The organism is Rhodobacter capsulatus (assembly GCF_005144475.1).
In the GTDB taxonomy this organism is placed as follows: Bacteria; Pseudomonadota; Alphaproteobacteria; order Rhodobacterales; family Rhodobacteraceae; genus Rhodobacter; species Rhodobacter capsulatus_C.
This window is the reverse complement of record NZ_SWJZ01000051.1, coordinates 1-18902: the sequence shown is the minus strand read 5'-3', so window position 1 is coordinate 18902 and position 18902 is coordinate 1. Positions and strand designations below refer to the sequence as shown.

The following is an 18902-nucleotide window of genomic DNA, read 5'->3' as shown; positions in this document are numbered from 1 at the left end:
GCGATCGAATATCCGACGCGGCCCGTGTTTGTCATCAATATCTCGCGCGGCGGCATCCCGATTGCGCAATGGGACGCCGCCGCGGCTGATCCGGCCATGTGGACGGCGACACTGGCCAACGTGCCCGCGGCGCTCGCCGAAATCGCGGCGCTGACCGGCCAGACCGTGGACCGTATCGATGCGGCCTTCTGGTGGCAGGGAGAGGCCGACGCCAGCAATGCGGCAGGCTATCCGGCGCTGCTCGACGCGCTGATCGTGCGCTTCCGCGAACTGCCGTGGTTTGGCAGGACGGCTCCGGTGATTTGCTCCGGGCTCTCGCCGTACTGGTCGACGAATTTGGAAAGCATCATGGACCTCGCCATTCGCATGGCGGTTTCGATGGATGCCGGTAGGCGCCGATTTGTCGATACGAACCTTCTGCCGCAGGTGTTTTGGGATCCGACGGACAGCTACATCCACATGACCGGTGCCGGATACTGGGAGGCCTCCGATCTCGCTTGGGACGCCTACGCAAACGGCGGCGGCTCGGCGGCCGTGGGCGAGAACTGGCAATATGATGGCGAAAACACCGGTGGTTTTGTTTTCGGCCGGTCGTTGCCGCTGGCCGGGTATTTCGGCGCCTTCGTCAAGGACTGGGCAGGGGCATCGTTGCTGGCGATCGTCAACAACAGCACCGACGGCGCCGCCCGCGCCAGATTGCAGGCGCGGGTCGGCGCCAAGTCGGTCAACGTGGAGTGCGATCCCGGCAGTGGCGGGCGCCTGGTTTCGAGCGACGATTACTGGGGCCTGATCGCCGCCGGTCTGACTCTGGCAGTGTTTCAGGCTCCGGCGGCGGACAACCAGACCAGCGCGACGCTGCTGACGAAGATCGGGGGCGTCACCGTGACCAAGAAAGTCAAGATCGGGGCGGCGGACAGCGGCGGCACCGGGTACCGCATGCTGCGCATCGACAACTGAGGAGAGATCTACATGAGTGATTATTTCAAGGGGGAACGTATCGATCTGACGGGCCCGGCCCTGTCCTCTTTTGCGGTCACCCCCAATGACGCGGTTGACCTGCCCGTGCCCGTGCGCGCCGTGACGATCGGCGAAAAGGGTGGAGTCGTCAAATACACTGCAGCCCGGGGCGGCGCGATCTGCACCACCGGATGGCTACCGGTCGGGCAACACCCGATCTGGGCCAGCCGCATCTGGCTTACCGGCACCAGCGCCGAAGGGCTGACGGGGTGGGAATGATGTCGCTGGGTCTTTCAGGGTGCGGAATGGGCGGGGGCGGCGTGCAACTGCTCGCAGGCTATGCCGTGGGCGGGGTCATGCCGGTGATGCTGCATGATTTTGTGACGGGTCTTGCCCTCGGGTCGCCCTGGGCCCTGACGCGGGCCAGCCCGGCGACCTATGTGGGTGCTGACGGGCTGATCAGGTCTGCCCCGGTCGATCAGCCCCGCTATGATTACAGTGCGGGCAAGCGGGCGCTTCTGCTTGAGGCATCCGCGACCAACCTGCTGCCCAACAGTGCGCAGTTCGAGACCGCGTCCTGGGGCAAAACCCGGGCCAGCGTGCTGGCAAATGCCGCGCTGGCCCCGGATGGTACCATGACGGCCGACAAGCTTGTCGAAGATACCAGCAACAACAGCCACTTCGTGGCCCGCACCGGGACGCAGATCGCGGCGGGGACGGCTGTGGTCGCCTCGATTTTCGTCAAGGCCGCTGAGCGTCGGTGGTTTGCCCTGGTGACCGCGGACAGTGCCAACCAGTTCCGCACCACCTATTTCGACCTGCAGACGGGGACGCTTGGGGTGGTGTCGCAGGGTGCGGCGGGGCATGTGGCGCAGATCGTGGCGGCGGGGAATGGCTGGTATCGCTGCAGCGTGATGCAGACGCAGGCGGCGGCGACTGGCAGCTTCAGCGTTTATCCAAGCGTGGCGGGCGGAAACGGCAACACGAGTTACCTGGGCAATGGGGCGTCGGGGCTTCATCTCTGGGGTGCGCAGCTGGAGGTCGGGGCCGCGGCCAGTTCGGTCATTCTGACCGAGGCCTCCGCGGTCACCCGGGCGGCCGATCTGGCCAGCGTGGCGGTGGCGGCGGGAAGCTATGATCTCCGCCGCATCGATGCCGCGGGAACGACCGACACCAAAGGGGTCGCACATCCGGGCGGGGCGCTGACGATCGGCGCAGGAAGCATCTACCTGCTGAGCCTGTATCCAGCCGGGGCGCTGTGACGCGGGTCGATCTGGGATTTGCCGCGGCGGAGGCTGTCTGAGCGTGTCAGGATCTGCAGGCCGGTAAAAAATTTCGTCCGAAAGCTGTTCCGCGTCCGTCCGAAAGCTGATCGCGCGCTACAAGACGGCAGCGATCTCGGCCAGCGGGCGGCGCGTGCCGCGCACCAGATCGGTGGCGCGGTTCAGGCGCCGAGCCAGGATATGCGTGCGCGGCGCACGCCCGGTCGCCTCGTGAAACGCGCGGGCAAAGAAGCCGGGCGAAAGGCCGAGCGCCGCGGCGAGGTCGGAGACAAGCAAAGGCTCCTCGAGCCGGGCCTCGATCAGGGCGTCGATCCGGCGCAGCCGCTGCGGCGTCATCCAGCCGCGCGGGGCGGTCCGGGGGGCCGCCTGAACCGCGGCAAGCCGCGCGGCAAGGGTCAGGATCGGCGCTTCGGCCTGCAGAGGATCGGCGCCGGTCAGAAGGGCACGGCGCAGCGCCTGTGCCGCGACCTCGGCCCCCCGGTCCGTCAGGTCGCGCACCGGTCGGTCGGGACCGCAAAGCCCCTCGATCCGCAGATAGGCGCCGCCCCGCTCGGAGGCGGAATAGACGTCGCAGCCCGCCGGGACCCAGGCCAGCCCCCCCGCCCGCGCGATGAACCCCTCGCGCCGGTCGTTGCCAAACGCATGTTCGCCGATTTGCGGATCGAAGGCGAAGCCGAGCCCCCCGGCCGCGGGGGTGTAGCGCACGCAATAGGGCGCCGCCGCCCAAAGCTCTGCCCGCCAGCGCCCGACCTGCGCCCGAAGGACCCCTGCGCCCGGGGCTGTCTGTTGCGATGCCACGCTCATGGCAAAAGCCTATCGCAACCTGCGCCGTCGCGCAGCCCCGCTTGCGGCTTCGGCGCGACTTTATGTGCGATCCATGAAAGCCCGGCTCTCTCTTGGCTGCTAAAGCGTTGCGAAACAGGAGGTTGCAATGCAGTTTACGAAAGAGGAGATTGCCGATGCCGTGGCGATCTTGCGCCCCCGCGTGCCGCCCACGCCCGCCTATGCCTGGCCGCTTCTGGCGGCGCGGCTGGGGCTCGAGGTGATCGTCAAGCACGAGAACCACACCCCCACCGGCGCGTTCAAGGCGCGTGGCGGGTTGGTTTACATGGAGCGGCTGCGCCGGGCCGGGTTGCCGCCGGGCGTGGTGACGGCGACGCGCGGCAACCATGGCCAGTCGATCGCGATCGGCGCGCGGGCAGCGGGCATTCCGGCGCTGATCGTGGTGCCGAAGGGCAATTCCCCCGAGAAGAACGCCGCGATGCGGGCCTTTGGCGGCGAGGTGCTGATCGCGGGCGAAGATTTCGACGCCGCCCGGGGCCGCGCCGCCGCCGAGGCCGCGGCGCGGGGCTACCGGATGGTGCCCTCGTTCCACCGCGATCTGGTGCAGGGTGTCGCGACCTATGCGCTTGAACTTTTTGCTGATTGGCAGGGGATCGATGTGGTCTTCGCGCCGGTGGGCATGGGCTCGGGGCTCTGCGGGCTGATCGCGATGCGCGACCTGCTGGGGCTCAAGACCGAGATCGTCGGCGTGGTGGCAGAGCGCGCCCCGGCCTTTGCGCGGGCGTTCCGGGCCGGTCATCCGGTGCCCGGCCTTGCGGCGCAGACCTTTGCCGATGGCATCGCCTGCCGCGAACCGCCGCCCGAGGCGCTGGAGGTGATCCTGCGCGGGGCCGCCGATCTGGTCGAGGTGGCGGAGGCAGAGATCGCCGAGGCGATGCGGGTGCTGTTCACCGACACCCACAACCTTGCCGAAGGCGCAGGTGCCGCGGCGCTGGCGGGGCTGATGAAATGCCGTGCCCGGTATGCGGGAAAGCGTGCGGCGGTGATCCTGAGCGGCGGCAACATCGACCGCGAGACCTTGCTTGCGGTGCTCGCGGGGCAAACGCCCGGCGATGCAAGGGCAGCGAAGCCCTGACCGGAGCAAGGAAGAAAGGCGCCCGGGGCGCAGCACCGCCGCCTTTCCCCCGCAGGCACCGGGCCGCCATGCGGGCTTCGCAATGTCGGTGCCCGTCTCTTGCAGACAGAGATCATTGCGCCTGAAGACCGCCATCGGCGCAGCGTCTTTCCCGACCCTTTCGGCGTCTTGCTTAAACCTCGGACATCGCTCAGATTGACGGGATATAAGCATCACATATTTGAGACCCGCAATGCTCGCAGTCGTCGTTACGCTTCTCCGCATGACGCTCTTTTATGCGCTTTATTTCCTGCTGTGCCTGTTTGCGATCGCTTTGGGGCCGCAAAACTGGCCGGTCGGCGCGCAGATCGCTTTGGCGTTCGGGGCGCCGGCGGTCTTGGTCTGGGCGCAGGAGAGACGGCGCCGCAGGCGGCGGCGTCGCGACACGCCTGAAACGCCGGACAATGCGCTTCAGGCGCAAGATGCCCGCATCGTCGCCCCGCCGCCCCTTCCGCCCGTCAAGGTCGGCGCGGCCTTGCCCGGGGCCGTCTGGATCGGTCGCGACAGCCTTGAAACCGGCGAAGCCGCGCCTGCCCCGCAAGTCCTGCCGCAGCCGACGGAGGCACCGCGCCCGGATGCGACGGGGGATGCGGCGGGGGACGAACGCCTTCGGCGCGACCGCGAAGCGTTGCGGGCGCAACGCGAGCGCGCAGAACAGCATCGGTCTGGACAGAACGATTGGAGGAACAACCGTCAAAGGGAGCTGGAAGAGCAGCGCAAGGCAGGTCGTGACGAACCGCCGCAACCGCAAGCTCCGGCAAGGCGCCCGACACCGGCGCGTTCCTTGCAAGGCTGGGTTCCGCGCCATCATAGCGTCGATCTGGCCGGGCGCGATCTCGGCGGGATGGTCTATGTTGGCACCCCGCTGCGCCTTGAGGGCGACGGCTATTACACCAGGAGCCGTCCGTTCATCGACCCCGCGCTTCCGGTCGCCCCTGACGGCACCGACAAGGAGGGCCGCCAGATGCCCTACTGGCCAAGCTATTCCGATATTGCCCCGGTCTGCCGGGCCACCTATCTCGATTGGCTTGCCGACGGGCGTCGCGACGCCAGCTATAACCCGGGCTACATGTTCCTCTATTTCTACGGGCTGGAGCGGCGCTTCTTTGTCGATCCGGCGCCCGATGCGGAAAAGCGCGAAATCCTGGAGGAGGTCAGGCGGCTTTCTGCGCTTTACGCCGCGAACGGATCGGTGCAGCGGTATCTGGGCGAGTTCATCCAGATCGCGCAGATCGCGGTTCTGGATGCGGCCGCGACGGCGCCGATTTTCGAGTTCCGCGGCTGGGACCTGCCTTTCAGTTTGAAAGTCGCGATCGGCACGAAGATCGCGCAGGAGGTCCCGCTCACCTGGGACTGGGTGCTGAGCTGGTTCATCTGCCACCCCGAGCACTCCTTGCGCACCGCGGCGACGCGCTGCCCGGAAGAATTCCGGGCCTTGTTCAAATTGCAGTTCGAGCAGCGCTTTCCGGACGGCCTCAAGATCGCAAAACCCCGCAAGACGCTTGCCGCCCGCTATCAGGCCGCCTCGCAAGAGTTTCACGCGGACCTGTCCCCCACCGTCAACGGCAAACCTGTTCCCGATATCTCGGGTGTCAGGAAACCCGTCGAGATCGCGCAGGAAATCGTCGATGAGGTGACCGAGGCGCTCGACATGTTCAGCCGCTATCTCGGGCGCAATCCGGAGGGGCGCGGCAGCCTTGCGGCGCAGGCCCTGCTGCCTCCCGCGTTGCGCGCGCTGTTCCCCTCGGAGGCGTTGGTGCAATTGCAGGCCTGGGCTGCCGCCCGCGTGGCGGAGGGGGGCCTTGTTCCCGCCGCCGATGTGATTGCGCGGATCGAGGGGGAGCGGCCCGAGAAGCTTACCAAGGCGCTGCTGACCGGGGCGGCCGACACGCTGGCCCGCATCGGCTTCGGACTGGCCCCCGATCCGCGCTTTGCGCTTCGGGCGCCGAAGATTGACGAGCCGCTGGTGATCCATGCTCTTGAAACCCCTGTCGAAAATCTGGAGGATGTCTCTCCGGCCTATCGCGCTGCGCTGCTCGAACTTGCGCTGGGGGTTTTCGTCGTGCTGGCGGATGGGGTGATCTCGGAGGCGGAGCGGCACGCGCTTCTGGCGCGGATCGATCAGGCCGCAGAGATCACGGCGCCCGAGCGGGCACGCCTGAAAGCCAACATGGAATGGCTGCTCGCGGTGCCGTCGGACATGGCGCTGTTGCGCCGCAAGCTCAAGGAGGCCGGGCCGGAAGCGCAGGCGGCGTTGCGCGCGGCGCTGGTGGCCGCGGCCCATGCCGACGGTCTGATCCAGTCCGAAGAGGTCGCGGGGATCGAAAAAATCTACAAGGCGCTCGGCCTTGATCCGGGGCTCGTCTACTCCGACATTCACGCGGGCGACGCCATCGACGGCCCGGTGCGGGTCAAGCCTGCGCGCGCGGGTGCTCCGGGGGAGGCGATCCCCGATGACGAACGCCCCTCCCGGCCGCGGCTTGACCCCGCTCTGATCGCGGCGATCCGGTCCGATACGGCGCGCGTGTCCTCCGTTCTGGGCGAGATTTTCGGCGTGCAGGCAGAGGAGGCCGCGGTCACGGAACCCGCGCCTGCGGCGGTGCTGCAGGGGCTCGATGCGGCCGCCACCGCCCTGGTCCGCGAGATCGCCGAGCAGACGCATCTGACCGAAGAGGCCTTCGAGGCGGCCTGCAAACGGCACGGGCTGATGCCCGCCGGGGCGCTGGAGGCGATCAACGAATGGGCGTTCGAGACGCATGACGAGGCGCTGCTGGACGCTTACGACGGTTACGACGTGGCGCCGCAGATTGCCGCTGCGGTGCGGGCGCAATTTGCCAAGGAGGAAGAGAATGTCGACGCTTAAACCCCGTGAGCGCGATGCGATCGTGCAGGCCTTGCGCGCCGGTGTCGTCCCCAAGCAGGGGCTTCGGCACCTTCAGGTCGGCCGCGTGCGCGAAATCGAGGAGCTGGTCCGGGATATCGAGCGCATCGCCGATGGCGGCGCCGCAATCCGCTTCGTGATCGGCGAATACGGTTCGGGCAAGACGTTCTTCATGAACCTGATCCGGCTGGTGGCGTTGGAAAAGGGGCTTGTGGTGATGTATGCCGATCTGGCCCCGGATCGGCGTCTGCATGCCTCGGGCGGGCAGGCGCGCGGGCTTTATGCCGAGATGGCGCGCAATCTTTCGACCCGCACCAAGTCGGATGGCGGGGCGCTGGCCAGCGTTGTCGAACGCTTCGTTTCGCAAGCGCAACGCGAGGCGGACGAGACCGATACGCCGACGGGCAGGGTGATCCGCGCGCGGCTGGCGCATTTCGAGGAATTGACCGGCGGTTTCGAGTTTGCCGAGGTCATCCGCCGCTACTGGGAGGGGCATGAGGCGGGCGATGAAGAGCTGAAATCGGCGGCGCTGCGATGGCTGCGCGCCGAGTTCGCCACCCGCACCGATGCGCGCAAGGCGCTTGGCGTGCGCACGATCGTCGACGATGCAAGCGTCTATGATCATCTCAAGCTGATGTCGGCCTTCGTGCGCGCGGCGGGCTACAAGGGGCTGCTGGTCGGGCTTGACGAGATGGTGAACCTGTTCAAGCTGACCTCGGCGCAGGCGCGCAACGCGAATTACGAGCAGATCCTGCGCATTCTCAACGACGTGCTGCAAGGCAGCGCCGAACATCTGGGGTTCCTGATGGGGGGCACGCCGGAATTCCTGATGAACACCCGGCGCGGTCTTTACAGCTACGAGGCGCTGCAATCGCGGCTTGCGGAAAACAGCTTCGCGCGTGACGGGCTGGTCGATCTGTCCGGGCCGGTGATGCGGCTTGCCAGCCTGACGCCCGAGGATCTGTTCGTGCTTCTGCACAACATCCGCGCGGTCATGCAGCACGAAAACGACATGGTTCCCGATGCCGCGCTCGAAGCCTTCATGGCGCATTGTGCGGACCGCATCGGCGAGGCCTATTTCCGCACCCCGCGCAACACGGTCACGGCTTTTGTCAACCTTTTGGCCGTGTTGCAGCAAAACTCCGGCGTCGCCTGGTCCGATCTGATCACCGGCATCGAGCTGCGCCCCGATCAGGGCGATGACATGAGCGATGTCGACGAAACGACCGGGGCCGCGCCGCCGCAAGGGGAGGACGAGCTTGTCAGTTTCCGGCTTTAGGAGACTGCGGTGAGCGGCGCCTTCGAGAAACTCGCCCGTCCGGTTCAGAAATGGATCCGCGCGCAGGGGTGGCGCGAGTTGCGCGACATCCAGAGCCGCGCGATTGGCGCGATTTGCGACGGGCAGGGCGATCTGATCCTTGCCGCGGCCACGGCCGGGGGCAAGACCGAGGCGGCCTTCCTGCCGCTGATCTCGCAGGTGCTGCAGGCCCCCGCCGCAGAACCGGGCTTTGATCTGCTTTATATCGGTCCGCTCAAGGCCTTGATCACCGATCAGGCGCGGCGGCTTGAGGACATCTGTGCCGAGAGCGGTCTGCCCGTCGTGCCCTGGCATGGCGATGTCGCGGCTTCGGTGAAAGCGCGCGCCCTCAAGGCGCCGCGCGGCATCCTGCTGATCACGCCGGAATCGCTCGAGGCGCTGTTCGTGCGGCGCGGGCTTGAAATCCCGCGTCTTTTCGGCGCCACGCGCTGCGTGGTGCTGGATGAACTGCATTCCATCCTCGACAGCGAGCGCGGCGTGCAGGTGCGTTCGCTTCTGACCCGGCTGGAACAGGCCACGGGCCAGTCCCTGCGGCGGATCGGTCTTTCGGCGACGCTGGGCGACATGGGCCTTGCGCGGCGCTACCTGCGCCCCGATGCCCCCGAAACGGTCGCGCTGATCGAGGCCTCGGGGGGCGAGGCAGAGTTGCGCCTGCAGCTGCGCGGGTATCTCTCGGGGGCGGAGGACGAAACCGGTCCCTCGGCCACCGATGCGATTGCCGCGCATCTCTTCGAGCATCTGCGCGGCAGTGACAATCTGGTCTTCGCGGGGGCGCGGCAATCCGTTGAAATCTATGCCGACCGGCTGCGTGCGCGCTGCGAGGAGGCCCGTCTGCCGCAGGAATTCTATCCCCACCATGCCTCCTTGTCGCGCGAGCATCGCGATTTCGTCGAAACGCGGCTGAAGGACCGAAGCAAACCCACCACCGCGATCTGCACCTCGACGCTTGAACTGGGCATCGACATCGGGGATGTCACCTGCGTGGCGCAGATCGGCGCGCCGTTCAGCGTGGCCGCCTTGCGCCAGCGGCTTGGCCGTTCGGGGCGCCGCGCGGGCCAGCCCGCGATCTTGCGGCAGTATTCTGTCGAGACGCGGTTGACGCCGCAAAGCGGGCTTGTCGACCGGCTGCGGCTTGGCCTTGTTCGCGCGGTGGCGATGATCGAGCTTTTGCTTGCGGGCTGGTGCGAGCCTCCGCGCGCCGATCAGCTGCATCTTTCGACGCTCGTGCATCAGGTTCTTTCGGTGATTGCGGGGCAGGGCGGCGCCTCGGCGTCACAGCTGTATCGGCTTTTGTGCAAGGAAGGGCCGTTTCGCCAGGTCTCGGCGCCGCTCTTCACGGATGTCCTGCGCGCGATCGGACGTGCCGAGGCCGGGCTGATCGAACAGGCCGCCAACGGGCTTTTGTTGCTCGGCCCGCGCGGCGAAAAACTGGTCGAGCATTACGGGTTCTACGCCGTCTTCCCGACACCCGAGGAATACCGGCTGATATCGGCGGGCCGCGACCTTGGCACGATCCCGCTCGACAACATCCTTGCCCCCGGAATGATGCTGATCTTTTCCGGGCGTCGCTGGAGCGTGCGGGACATCGACACCGGCGCGAAAATCATCGTCGTCGAGCCTGCAAAGGGCGGTGTGCCGCCCCGTTTCGGCGGCGAGCCCGGGCTGATCCATGACCGGGTGATCGAAAAGATGCGCGAGATCTACACGGGCGATCAGACCCCGGTCTACATGGACCGGACCGCGGCGGAATTGCTGTCCGAGGCCCGCAGCCAGTATCATGCCGCCGGTTTCGGGCGGTCCGCGCTCGTGAACATCGGTCCAAGAAGCTGGTTTCTGGCGACGGGATGCGGCACCGTGAAAACCGCGACGCTCGCCCTGGCGTTGCAGGGCGTCGGGCATCAGGTCGAACGCCATGACGGGTTTCTTGAGGTCACCTGCGGCACGGATGCGCCGCCCCTTGAAAAGACGCTCGCGCGCTGGGCCGAGGGGGCGGCGGTGGATTTTTTCGCGGCGGGGCCGAACCTTATCTTCGAACCCTATCACCCCTATCTTGACGAGGATCTGCTGCGCACCGATGCGCGCAGTTCACGGCTGGACGCCGACGCCTTGCCGGGACTTTGTGCCCGGCTGCTCAAAGGGATCGTGTCATCCCCGGTCGAAGCCGAGACCTTCCGCGCGCCATCGGGCGCCATTCCGCCGCTGCCGGACGCGGAGTATCGCTTTGTGGCGCTTGATGTCGAAACCGCCAACGGAGATTGCGCAAGCATCTGCCAGATCGGCCTGGCCTGCGTGCGTCCTGACGGGACGATCGACAGCTGGTCGAGCTATATCGACCCCGAGGTTCCGTTCGCGCCGTTCAACACGCAATTGCACGGGATCGGGCCTGCGAAAGTGCGTGGCGCACCAAGATTTTTCGAGGTCATCGCGCGCCTTGAGCCGTTGCTGAGCCGTCATGTGATCTTTCAGCACAGCGGCTTCGATCAGCGGGCGATCTCTGGCGCTTTTGCCTTGGCGGGCCTGTCGGAACCGGACTGGCGCTGGCAGGACAGCGTCCGGATCGCCCGCTGCGCCTGGCCCGAGTTTCGCGGCAAGGGCGGGCATGGCCTGGCGCATCTGAAGGACCGTCTTTGCCTCGACTTCGCGCATCACGACGCCGCGGAAGACGCGCGCGCGGCGGCTTTGGTGGTTCTGAAGGCAGAACAAAGGCTGGGCTGCGCGTTCGACGATATCTTGCGGATGCGCCGGTGAAATCCCCTTTCAGCACGCGTTTTGCGCGCAGTCCCGCACAAGCCGCAAAAGGCGCATGGACCGCCTTGGGTCGGGAACCGGTGTCCCGTCGTGCAGCCTTGGTCGTTCCGCGCGATCACGGGCCCCGGACAGGGATCCGTAGCGCAGGCGCAACGGCACATCGGGGGCCCGCAGCCGCAGCGGATCGGGCAATCCGGCCGCAAGCGCATCCGCAAGCGCATCCGGATCGGCCGGTCGTTCCGCGGCCGCCAGCAGCTGCGGGGCGAGGGCCCGAAGTTCGCTCCGGCGCAGCGCGCCGTTGAGCGCAAGGCTTCGGCCGGTCAGCACAAGAACGCTGCGCGGACCCTCGGACATCAGGGGGCGCAGGGGCCGGGCGCGGGGATCACGCGGACCGGCAAGCCAGTCGAGGAACATTTCCCGGTCGGGCGGGGCAGGCCAGCCAGAACCGGCGCCTGCGAGGCCGTCCAACCGGCGGCCTGGAAACATTGCGCATCCGCGGGTTCCAGCGCGAAGGGCATGGCGCCAGCGGGGGTAGACGGCGCGCCGCCCTCGCCCGCATAGGTCCAGCGCGGCAGCCCGGGCGTGTCGGGGAGCGGCGGAGCCGCGCGCACCACCTGCGCCGCGCCGGGTTTCGGGGCGACGACATCGGTCACGGGCTGCAGCATCACCGCGAAGTCCGGCCCGCATTCGTGGAAATCGAGATGCAACCCGCCGTCTGGATCGAACCTTAGCGTGACCTCGGCACCGCCCGCCAGCCGCAACCGCCTCGAGGCGCCGATCGGGATCTTTCAGAACGGTAAGGGCGGGTGCTGCGGCGGTGCTGCCCTTGTTGCCGGGCAGAGGGAACCACCAGGGCCGTCGCGGCTTGCGGGCGTCCCGCGCCTCAGGGATTGCGCGGGCAAAATCGCGCCCGGGCAATCCGTCCAAAGGCGGCGCGGCCGGGCGTGGGAAGGGGCCGGGGGCGGGGGGACCGGCGCCCCCAGGATCGTCTGCGTCAGCATCCATTCCACCCCGTTCCGCTGCCTGCTCGAACCAGTGGCGCAAGCCGCCGAACTCGCCGATGCGCTGGCGCCAGCGCGTCAACGACGAGGGATCAATCGGCGGGCGATGCTGAAGTGAGGAGGATCAGAAAACAGTCCGGGGGACTGTTTTCCCGACGAACGGTCTCGCCGGTGAAATGCTGGTAGTAGGGATTCTCGACCCAACGCGCGACGACCAACCGGGGCGGCGGCGCCGGACGACCGGTGCCCGAGGGGAAGAACCCGGACCATTGGCGCTCGAACACCTCCCAATCGATCCGCGCGGCGAGTTTCACCAACCCGTGGCGCGGGGTCGATCAGACGCGGGCGCAACAGGGCGTCTTGTTCCGGCGGGCGGGAGCGATGCTTCATGCGGCGGACCGAAATTGCAGGGTTTCGAGCGGAAACACACGAAACCCTGCAGATGATGGCGAGAAAAACCGCCAGTTCTGAGCGGGAAATCAAGGGCTTCGCTGTTGGTCAGGGCGAGCTCGTTATGAACAAGGGACGACCGGGGGGCAGGTCAGGCCGCGTCGCCACAAACTTGCGCAACAGGTCGTCCCGGTCGGGCGGTCGGGCGCGGTGCCTCAGGCGGCGGCTCCTTCCTGGCACAGCGCCGCCGTCGGGGCGGTCAGATCATCGATGCCGACCGGCTGTCTGGCGGATCATTTCGGCAAGGCGCGGCCCCCAGATCTGCAGGCTGTAACCCTGCTCGACCTTGCGCCGTCCCGCCGCCCCCATGCTGCGCCGCAGGGCGGGATCGGCCGCCAGCTGATCCAGGGCCGCGCGCCACTCCGCCTCGGTCGTGGCCAGAAAACCGTTTTCGCCATGCGTGACGATATCCCGGTTCACCCCGACCGGCGAGGCGACCACCGGAAGACCGCAGGCCATGTATTGAAGGAGCTTGTAGCCGCATTTTCCCCGCTCCCACGGGGTATCGGACAGGGGCATCATGCCGATGTCCATCTGGCAGATCAAATCCACCTCGCTGTCTTCGCTCCAGGCCCTGAAATCGAAACACCCCTCTGCGCCCGGCGCTTCACCCGCACCGACCGCGAGGATCGTCGCATCCTGTTTCCGGGCGACCGATGTCAGCAAGGGCCGCATCGGCTGCATGTAATTGGCCCAGGTGCTCGGGGTGCCGATCCAGCCGATCACCAGCCGGCTGCCCGGCGGCTTCGGCCCCGGCACCCGGTAGTGATCCAGATCGACGACGGTCGGCACGATCTCGATGCGCGGCGCCCCCGCCGCCGCCGCCCGTTCGGCCAGATAGGGATTGCCCGCCGTCACCAGCGCCGACTGCGCCATCACCCGGTCGATCTTGCGCCCCAGAAGACGCCGCACCAGCGGGTTGCGGTGCTGATCGTAGCGGTGAAAGACCGCATCGTCGTGATCGCTGATCACCGGCACGCCGCGCGGCAGCACCAGCCGCTCCAGCGCCCAGGGAAACCAGGGCAGCGCCTCTTTCTCGAGCCAGATCACATCCGCCCGCCGCGCAGCCACGCATTGCCCCAGCCTGCGCCAGAGGAAACGGAGCAAACCGCCCTTGTCCCGCTTTCCGGCATAAAGCGCGCGCAGATAGGCGTCGTCGAAGAACGGCGCCAGCGTCACCTTGACCCCGGCCCGTTCAAGATGCGGAAGATATTGCATCGTGCGCAACCGGCTGGAGGCGCCCATCCGGCTGTAGCGCGACAGGATCGTGACCCGCAGCGCCGTGGCGCCGCCGCCCGGTGCGGCCCCGAAGGGCGCCCGCAACGCCCAGCCCCACAGCATGGCAAACCCCCGTCCCAGATCGCCGATTTCGCCGAAGCGCCGCTTCGACAGCAGCAGGCCCAGCCGCGTCAGCGGCTCGATGCCCAGCGTGGCCGCCGCCACCGCCCAGGCCCCCGGCGCCGAGAAGTGCTTGAACGCATAGTGCAGCCGACTGCGCAGCGCATAGAACAGCCGATGCGCCTTGACCTGGGACGAGACGCCCCCGCCCGCGTGACAGGCCTGCGCCTCGGTCAGGAAATATGACCGATACCCGGCCTGACGCGCCCGCAGCGACAGGTCCACTTCCTCGAAATAGACGAAGAACCGCTCGTCAAAGCCCTGCAGCTGTTCAAACAGCGGCCTCCGCATCAGGAAGAAGGCACCGATGACCTGATCGACCGCGCGCGAGGTGGCGTGATCCCAGCTGCGCAGGGTGAAATCGGTCGCCGGAACCAGATAGGCAAGCCCGAACGCCCGCGCCAAAAGATGCCACGGCCGCGGATGACGCGCGCAGGTGCGCTGCACCGTGCCATCGGCATCGGTCAGCGCGATGCCGACGATCCCCACCCGGTCGTTTTCCGGCCGCGCCATGAAGTCGAGCGGAACCGGAAGCGACCCCGGTTGCAGCCAGGCATCGGGATTGAGAAACAGCACGAAGGGGCTTTGCCCCCGCGCGGCGCCCAGATTGCAGGCCTTGCCGAACCCGAGGTTCTGCCCGGTTTCCAGCAGATCGACATCCCCCGCCCCGGCCAGAAAATCGGTGGAGCCGTCGCGCGAGCCGTTGTCGACAACGGTGCAGCGCCCGACCCGGCCCGCGCCATGGGCCCGGATGCTCTCGATGCAGGCCTGCAGCTGCGCGCCGGAGTTCCAGTTGACGATGACGATATCGGTTTTCATGGTTTCCATTGCAGGCTTACCTCCGCATGCTCCGAATTTTCACGCCGATCCGGCAAAGAGATTTCGCGCCGTCTTTCGACATTTGTGAACGCATGACAGATGCCGAGGACGATAATGATCTGGACCCAGGTGCTCATGATGGTCAGGAACTGATCCTGATACAGGGTCATGATAATGGGATAGTAGCAAAATCCCTGCAGGACGCGGGCCGCGGGAATGCGTCGTGGCAGGGCGAATGTGAAGCCGACGAGCAGCCCGACAAACATGAAATAGATGGGGAAAAGAAAGCCGAAATCGGAAAAGGCGACATAGCCGAACGTATAGACATTGGTCGGGACCGGGACATTTATGAACGGCATCACCAACTCTTTTTGTGCCCCCGCATCCAGACCAATCCGGGACAGAACTTCCTGAAAGAACCGCAAGACATATCCGGCATCATAGGTGGAAACTTCCCAGACCCGGCTCGCATCGAAGGCCGAAAGCGGCGTGATGAAATAATACACGATGGCTTCGAACATCGATGTCAGAAACGAGGAAACATCAGCCCCCTCGGCGGCGATCTTGCCGACAAGGGCGCCAATGAGCGCGAAGGCGATGACCATTCCGATGAAGAGATTGACCAACGTTCGCAGGGGCGGAATTCCGTTCCGGCTGGATGCGAAGGCCAGCACGATGAGCAGCATGAAAAACGAGGTGCGCTGCGTGGAAAGGATCGCGATGGCAATCGCGCAAAGAATGATCGTGTAAACGCCAAGGCGGCGGAAATGTCCCTTGCCCGACGAAACGACCAGCGCATAGGCGGAAAAAACGGTCACGGGCGTTGCGGCATAACCGGCAAACCCCCAGCTGGCACCGCCATAATTGATATTTGTTCGCAGCAGTTGAAGGGATCCGAGAACATTTCCGGAGCCGACGATACGCATCGCAACAAGGTAAAAGTACAGCAAGGCGCAGAGGGAATAACACACCATGAACAGCAGGAACATTCCTGAAATTCCGTGGTCCTGCGGGGGATCGGGAACGGGGCTGGCCGTCCACGCGCCCCGTTTCGAAAACTGCAGGAACGCCTTGGTGAAGAAGACGATCGACCAGCAAAGGGAAAAGACGGCGGCCGTCAGCACAAGGCTTCCGGACATGCCGATGGGATAAATCGGCACGATCTGGAAAAAGGCTGCAAGGCCATGGAGCAAAAACACGCCGATCCAGACCAGCAAAAGAATCCCCGCCGGCGCATAGCGTCCAGGCGCGGAGGCGCGCAGAAGAACCAGCGAAAAACCCAGAACGGTGATCGGAAGGCAATAGGACAGCGGATCAAATGCGAACATCCGTCACCGCTCCAGTTTCTGGCTCAGCCCGATGCCGCCATAAACAAGGGCGACGGTGATCAGGCTCAGGATCACCACGTAAAACGCCTCGAACCCGGCCAGCCGGATCAGCCCGAAGGTGCTGGCGTAAAAGCATGCCACCCCCAGCGCCATCAGCGCCGCCATCTGCGTTGTCCGCTGCGTCATCTCGAAGGGTTTGTGCGCGATCGACATGCCGTGCCAGCCAAAGCTGGCCAGGGTGATCAGCGCCACCCCGATCATCCCGCCGGGCAGCGCCGCCGCGTCGATCTGGAACAGGGTGATCCCGCCCAGAAGCCCCGCCACCGCCGCGGCGCCCAGACCGGCATAGACCAGCAGCGTGAACCGCAAGGTGCGCCGGGACTCGGCCACTTCGCCCGCGTCGAACTGCGCCGACAGCAGCGGAAAGGCCCACATCATCAGCGCCGCATTGGCCAGCGCAAAGCCGCGATAGGTCAGGTCCGCCACCGCGGTATAGGCGCCAAAGGCGTGCTCGGGCATCGCCTGCATCAGGATCGTCTTGGCGCTGACCATCGGCAGCCCCGCCATCACCAGCCAGGTGGCCGATTTCGCGCCATAAGACAGGGTGCGAAGAAGCCAGGCGCGCGAGGGCAGCGCCAGCCGGGGCCGCCCCGCCAGCAGCAGGATCGGCAGCAGGTTCGATACCGCAAGGCCAAGGACGACATCCTCGGTCCGCAGCGGCAGCCCGCGCAGCAGCGGCAGCGCCAGCACGCCCAGGATCGACAGGATGCGCAGCGTCTCGAAGCTGGCCAGACGCATCACCCGCTGGCTCAGAACGAAATCGACGCCGACCGAGGCGCCGATCACCGTGCCGAACGAAAACGCCGCAAAGCCAAGCGCGAATGTCGTGGAAACGCCGAGAGACAGGAAGATCCCGCCGCTCAGCGCCGCGGCCACACATGCCGCCACAAGGGCGAAGCCGGTGAACAGATCGCGCTCCTCGGGGCGATGCGGCAGGTAGCGGAACATCGGCTGCGTCACGATCGCGGCCACCGTATTGGCCACCAGCGCCGCATAGCCAAGCCAGGTCGAGTAAACCCCGTAGGCAGCCGGGCCAAGTGTGACCAGCAGCCAGGGGATCAGCGCGAAGTTGAACAGACCCGGGACCACCCGGATCATTCCAAATCGCACGATCTTCAAAAGCGCCGCATAACCGGACACGATGCCTCATCCCTTGTGTGTCGTGACGCGACCGCAGGCAGGTTGAAGGCCTCCGGTCCCGCGGCGGCGCCGCAAAGCCGCAAGGCCCCCGGACGCCGCGCCGAGACGGCGGCCTGCGCGGGCCTCACAGCCGCAGATCGCTTTCTTCCACCTCGAACAGGTGCTTCAGATCGTAAAGAACCTGCAGCTTGCGGCCAAAGGCCCGGATCGCCGCCGCGCCCATGTCGCGGAACTGCGCATGGGCCACGGCCAGAACGATGCCGTCATAGGCCGCGGCCTGCGGCCGGGCGACCAGATCCAGCCCGTATTCATGCCGCGCCTCGGCGCCATCGGCCCAAGGGTCATGCACATCGACCGAAATCCCGTAGTCGCGCAGCTCGTTCACCACATCGACGACGCGGGTGTTGCGCAGATCGGGGCAGTTTTCCTTGAAGGTCAGCCCCAGCACCAGCACCCGCGCCCCATCGACCTGAATGCGCTTCTTCAGCATCGCCTTGACCATCTGCCCGGCGACATAGGCCCCCATCCCGTCGTTGATCCGCCGCCCGGCGAGGATCACCTGCGGGTGGTAGCCCATCGCCTCGGCCTTGTGGGTCAGATAATAGGGATCGACGCCGATGCAGTGTCCGCCCACCAGACCAGGACGGAACGGCAGGAAGTTCCACTTCGTTCCCGCCGCTTTCAGCACCGCCTCGGTGTCCAGCCCCAAGCGGTTGAAGATGATCGCCAATTCGTTGATCAGCGCGATGTTGAGATCGCGCTGGGTGTTCTCGATCACCTTCGCCGCTTCGGCCACGCGGATGCTTTCGGCCTTCCAGGTGCCCGCGGTGACGATCGAGGCGTAAAGCGCATCGACCGTATCGGCGGTTTCGGGGGTCGAACCGGCGGTGACCTTGCGGATCGTCGTCAGCCGATGCGCCTTGTCGCCCGGGTTGATCCGCTCGGGGCTGTAGCCGCAGAAGAAATCCTCGTTGAAGCGCAGCCCCGACAGCCGTTCCAGAACGGGCACGCAATCTTCCTCGGTCGCGCCCGGATAGACGGTGCTTTCGTAAATGACGATATCGCCTTTTTTCAACACCTTGCCGACCGTTTCCGAGGCGCGGATCAGCGGCGTGAGATCGGGGCGCTTGTGCGCGTCGATCGGCGTCGGCACGGTGACGATGAAGATCCGCGCCCCCCGCAGGTCTTCGGGATCGCAGGAATAGCGCAGATGCGTCGCCTCGGCCAGGTCCTCGGCGCTCACTTCGAGGGTGCGGTCCCGGCCCGCGGCCAGGTCGGCGATGCGACCGGCGTTGATGTCGAAGCCGATCACCGGGCGCAGCTTGCCGAATTCCACTGCAAGGGGAAGGCCGACATAGCCGAGGCCGATGATTGCGAGGGGGGCGTCTGAAACGGTGCTCATGAAAAATCCTGTCTCGCTCATTTCGCGTAATAGTCGCGATACCAGTCGACGAAGCGGGCGATGCCGTCGCGGAAATCGGTTTGCGGCCGGTAGCCGGTCAGGCTGTGCAAGAGCGTGGCATCGGCCCAGGTCGCGGGCACGTCGCCCATCTGCATCGGCA

13 protein-coding genes and 1 pseudogene are annotated in these 18902 nt (G+C 66.3%); 7 read left to right on the top strand and 7 right to left on the bottom strand.

Annotated features, from left to right (window positions below; all coding sequences use genetic code 11):
* The 3 genes from FBT96_RS12610 to FBT96_RS12600 all read left to right on the top strand — a co-directional run.
* Nucleotides 1-957, top strand: a 957-nt coding sequence (locus tag FBT96_RS12610; RefSeq protein WP_136907171.1) for a sialate O-acetylesterase, incomplete at its 5' end; no start/stop codon positions are given.
* Nucleotides 958-969: 12 nt separating this feature from the next.
* Nucleotides 970-1236, top strand: coding sequence for a spike base protein, RCAP_Rcc01079 family (locus FBT96_RS12605; RefSeq protein ID WP_136907169.1), 267 nt, complete (start codon nucleotides 970-972; stop codon nucleotides 1234-1236).
* Between the two features lie 41 nt (nucleotides 1237-1277).
* Nucleotides 1278-2219 (top strand): phage head spike fiber domain-containing protein, encoded by a 942-nt coding sequence (locus tag FBT96_RS12600; RefSeq protein ID WP_249306475.1) that lies wholly within the window; start codon nucleotides 1278-1280, stop codon nucleotides 2217-2219.
* A 117-nt stretch (nucleotides 2220-2336) separates the two neighbouring features.
* Here the strand turns inward: FBT96_RS12600 and FBT96_RS12595 are convergent, their stop codons facing one another.
* Nucleotides 2337-3044 (bottom strand): AraC family transcriptional regulator, encoded by a 708-nt coding sequence (locus FBT96_RS12595; RefSeq protein WP_136907165.1) that lies wholly within the window; start codon nucleotides 3042-3044, stop codon nucleotides 2337-2339.
* A gap of 127 nt (nucleotides 3045-3171) precedes the next feature.
* On the opposite strand from FBT96_RS12595, the gene FBT96_RS12590 reads away from it, so the two are divergent.
* The 4 genes from FBT96_RS12590 (at nucleotide 3172) to FBT96_RS12575 (ending at nucleotide 11144) form a co-directional block, all read left to right on the top strand.
* Complete coding sequence (locus FBT96_RS12590; RefSeq protein ID WP_136907163.1) at nucleotides 3172-4158, top strand: threonine dehydratase; 987 nt, start codon at nucleotides 3172-3174, stop codon at nucleotides 4156-4158.
* Nucleotides 4159-4390: 232 nt separating this feature from the next.
* A complete protein-coding gene (locus tag FBT96_RS12585; RefSeq protein WP_169583421.1) occupies nucleotides 4391-7060 on the top strand; it encodes a tellurite resistance TerB family protein in 2670 nt (889 codons plus the stop codon).
* On the top strand, nucleotides 7047-8357 hold the full coding sequence (locus tag FBT96_RS12580; protein WP_136907161.1) for an ATP-binding protein: 1311 nt from the start codon (nucleotides 7047-7049) through the stop codon (nucleotides 8355-8357). Before FBT96_RS12585 ends, FBT96_RS12580 begins: the two co-directional genes overlap by 14 nt.
* A 9-nt stretch (nucleotides 8358-8366) precedes the next feature.
* On the top strand, nucleotides 8367-11144 hold the full coding sequence (locus FBT96_RS12575; RefSeq protein ID WP_136907159.1) for a DEAD/DEAH box helicase: 2778 nt from the start codon (nucleotides 8367-8369) through the stop codon (nucleotides 11142-11144).
* A 353-nt stretch (nucleotides 11145-11497) separates the two neighbouring features.
* On the opposite strand, the gene FBT96_RS20720 is transcribed toward FBT96_RS12575, so the two are convergent.
* From FBT96_RS20720 to tviB, 6 genes and pseudogenes are all read right to left on the bottom strand, one after another.
* Nucleotides 11498-11809 carry a hypothetical protein gene (locus FBT96_RS20720; RefSeq protein ID WP_169583417.1) on the bottom strand — a complete coding sequence of 104 codons (312 nt, stop codon included), beginning with the start codon at nucleotides 11807-11809 and terminating at the stop codon, nucleotides 11498-11500.
* Between the two features lie 318 nt (nucleotides 11810-12127).
* Nucleotides 12128-12535: pseudogene (locus FBT96_RS12570) on the bottom strand (hypothetical protein); the annotation flags it as partial.
* Between the two features lie 264 nt (nucleotides 12536-12799).
* Nucleotides 12800-14812 carry a glycosyltransferase gene (locus tag FBT96_RS21070; protein ID WP_212635389.1) on the bottom strand — a complete coding sequence of 671 codons (2013 nt, stop codon included), beginning with the start codon at nucleotides 14810-14812 and terminating at the stop codon, nucleotides 12800-12802.
* Nucleotides 14809-16140 carry an O-antigen polymerase gene (locus tag FBT96_RS12555; protein WP_136907157.1) on the bottom strand — a complete coding sequence of 444 codons (1332 nt, stop codon included), beginning with the start codon at nucleotides 16138-16140 and terminating at the stop codon, nucleotides 14809-14811. The genes FBT96_RS21070 and FBT96_RS12555 overlap by 4 nt, the downstream gene beginning before the upstream one ends.
* 3 nt (nucleotides 16141-16143) lie before the next feature.
* On the bottom strand, nucleotides 16144-17298 hold the full coding sequence (locus FBT96_RS12550) for a hypothetical protein (RefSeq protein ID WP_169583419.1): 1155 nt from the start codon (nucleotides 17296-17298) through the stop codon (nucleotides 16144-16146).
* 166 nt (nucleotides 17299-17464) lie between these two features.
* Nucleotides 17465-18742, bottom strand: a complete 1278-nt coding sequence (gene tviB / locus FBT96_RS12545) for a Vi polysaccharide biosynthesis UDP-N-acetylglucosamine C-6 dehydrogenase TviB (RefSeq protein WP_136907153.1) — start codon at nucleotides 18740-18742, stop codon at nucleotides 17465-17467.
* Nucleotides 18743-18902 lie beyond the last annotated feature (160 nt).